The organism is Microcoleus sp. D3_18a_C4 (assembly GCF_036702415.1).
Lineage (GTDB): Bacteria > Cyanobacteriota > Cyanobacteriia > Cyanobacteriales > Microcoleaceae > Microcoleus.
The window spans coordinates 1-3,017 of sequence record NZ_JAUBTI010000208.1; the positions used below are offsets into that span (position 1 = coordinate 1).

Annotated in this window: 1 protein-coding gene; it reads right to left on the reverse strand. The window is 52.3% G+C overall.

The annotated features are described in order from the left end of the window. Positions 1-578: 578 nt before the first annotated feature. On the reverse strand, positions 579-3,017 hold a 2,439-nt coding region (locus tag QUB16_RS33110), incomplete at its 5' end, for a calcium-binding protein (RefSeq protein ID WP_333322610.1).

The following is a 3,017-nucleotide window of genomic DNA, read 5'->3' on the forward strand; positions in this document are numbered from 1 at the left end:
TCCCCGCTCGCGTATTGTACAATACGCGAGCGGGGACGCTCGCACTGTAAATGCAAAACTGAGATGCTCCCGATCGCCCAACCCACTAAAATTAGTTAGTAGTAAACACTCTTTGCTACCAACCCTGGTGTACCTTGGAACACCTGTAAAACCTACAAAGTTATATCAAATCCCGTAGCCTCGTCGGGCGTAAAATCCCGTCAACAATCACGGACGCTGCAACAGGAATTAATCGAATTAATCTGCGTTAATCTGTGTTAATCTGCCCACATCTGCGGTTTAAAAAAGAAAACTTCTCGAACCGCAGATGACAAGGGATTGACGCAGATTCACGCCGATAATCAGAGATTTATGAATAATCCCGATGCTAACAGATTTAATATTATACCAAATCCGGCTTGAATACACCTTGATTTTTTAGCATTTTAGAGAGGAACAAAAGGCAACTGTAAGAACGAGGTCAAGGGCCGAGTGCTACAAAGTTTCTAACCCGGATTGAGTATTGTGAGGAACGCCACAGAAGTTCTGATCTGCTGTGGCGTTTTGTTCGCCAGAACAGGAGACTTTCGCCGCCAATTCTAGAGTTCAGAGAGATTGGGTAGGAAATCCGAGGAGCCGATCGCCCCGTTAACCCCAACCAGATTCGCTAAAACCCGATCGGTTCCTGCTACTTGCAGCAACGTACCGTTCGGAGTGGCGCTAAATTGCAACTGCTGGAAACTCAGGCCCTCCCTCAAAACAAACTTATCGACGGCTACCTCGAAGTTAATGACAGTATCAATACCGCCATCAGCACTCAACACATATCGATCGAACCCAATACCTCCAATTAAAGTATCCTCGCCCAAGTCACCAAACAGCCAGTCATCTCCAGCGCCCCCATTGAGAAGGTCGTTATCTTTACCACCAATCAGAGTATCGCTACCAGCATCTCCGTTGATAGTATCTAGGCCTTCATTGCCGTAGAGCAAGTCATCGCCGTCACCGCCGTTGATGCAGTCTTGCTGGTCGTTTGCGCCCACCGAGACAGCCCGGTTATCAGCACGATCGCCATAGATAGTATCATTCCCCTCGCCACCGCAGAGTTCATCGCTGCCGTCACCGCCGTAAATCAAGTCGTCACCCAGATCTCCGTGTATGAGGTCGTTAGCTTTGCCGGCGAAAATCAAGTCGTTGTCTTCACCGCCACTGATGGTATCGTCACCCTCATCGCCGAACAGCACATCAGCACCGATGCCACCAAAGAGCAAGTCTTGGCCGCCAACATCTTGAACTCGACTTCGAGCACCGCCGTACATGGTGTCGTCGCCGCTATCGCCGACAAGGGTATCAGAGCCAAGTTCGCCCCAAGTCAGGTCATTATCTTTGCCACCCCAAACACAATCATTGCCTTTACCTGCTTGCACGGTATCATTACCGTGGCCGCCGCCGATGATGTCGTTGCCGCTGTCGCTAAAGATTAAGTCTTGTTCGCCGATATCCCCGATGGACTGGGAACTGCCACTGTCGCCGAGCAGAGTATCGGCTCCTTCGCCGCCGTAGAGGGTATCGGAGCCTAATTGACCGTAGATGATGTCATTGCCTTTGCCTCCGTAAGCGGGATCGTTATCTTTGCCTGCAACCAGCGTATCGTTGTCTTGTTGGCCGTTGAGGAAGTCGTTACCGAAGCCTCCGTACAGCAAGTCGCGTCCCTCGGAGTCGGTGGCCCTTTGGTCGCGGATGCCCCCAAACAAGCTGTCGGAGCCGATGCCACCAAACAAGGTATCGTTCGCGAGTTCGCCCCAAATTAGGTCATTTTCTTTACCTCCAAGGGCAATATCGCCACCTTTGCCGGTATGGATGATATCGTCGCCCTCGTTGCCGTTAATGAGGTCTGTACCGTTGCCTCCAAAGAGCAAATCGCGAGCATCGTCAGGATTTTGGGAGTTGTTCTGCCCGTTGTCTCCCAAAATCGTATCGGCACCTAGATCTCCAAAGAGAGTGTCAGAGTCTAAGTCGCCGGCAACCCAGTCATTCTGTTTGCCTCCGTAAACACTATCGTTGCCCTCGCCTCCGTCAACAATATCGGTGTCAATGCCACCAAAAACCCTGTCATTGTCTTCGTTGCCGTAAATTTCGTCCGCGCCGTCTTCACCTAAAAGCAGGTCGTTGCCTCCAAAACCGACGATTTTTTGGTTGCCTTTGGTGTCTGCGATGAAGCCATCGCCGTCGGTTCCTTTGGTGGTTTGTCCCTCTGAAAATTGTGAAATAGGCCGGACAAATCCAACAGCAGGTGGTTGCTGCGGGGGCACAAAGTTAATTCCGGGTTTTTCCATAATGGGCGAACATTGACAGTCGGTATCTGTTTCCCCGATCGGATTTGAGACGATCGGCGATGCCGGCGTTGGTGTGGGAGTTGGCGCCCCCGACCGCAAGATAGCCGTGACAGTAGCGACAGCGGGACTGGTGGCACCGCTGTTGTCTGTGGCGCTGTAGGTGAAATTGGCTCCTGTAAAGTTGCCCGTCGTGAAGAAAAATAGTTGCTGCAACTGTGCTGGAGTCAGGACTTGGCCGGGTGTCACGGGTACGCCGCCGTTGGCGGGATCTCCTAAAAACAGAACGGCTTGGTCTGGTGAGGGCAGGGTGTTGATGGTGTAAGAGACGATCGACCCGTCGGGGTCGCTTCCTCCCAATCCTGTGACTAACTGGCTGCTGTTGGGCCCGAGGCTGGAGTTGGCATTTTTGGCAACTGGCGGTTGGTTGTCAGTTGGAAGTATGGCCGCGACAGTAGCAGCACCAGGACTGGAGGCGCCGCTGTTGTCTGTGGCGCTGTAGGTGAAATTGGCTCCTGTAAAGTTGCCTGTGGCTTGCAAAAATAGTTGCTGTAACTGTGCTGGAGTCAGGACTTGGCCTGGTGTCACTGGTACACCACCGTTGGCTGGATCTCCTAAAAACAGAACGGCTTGGTCTGGTGAGGGCAGGGTGTTGATGGTGTAAGAGACGATCGACCCGTCGGGGTCGCTTCCTCCCAATCCCGT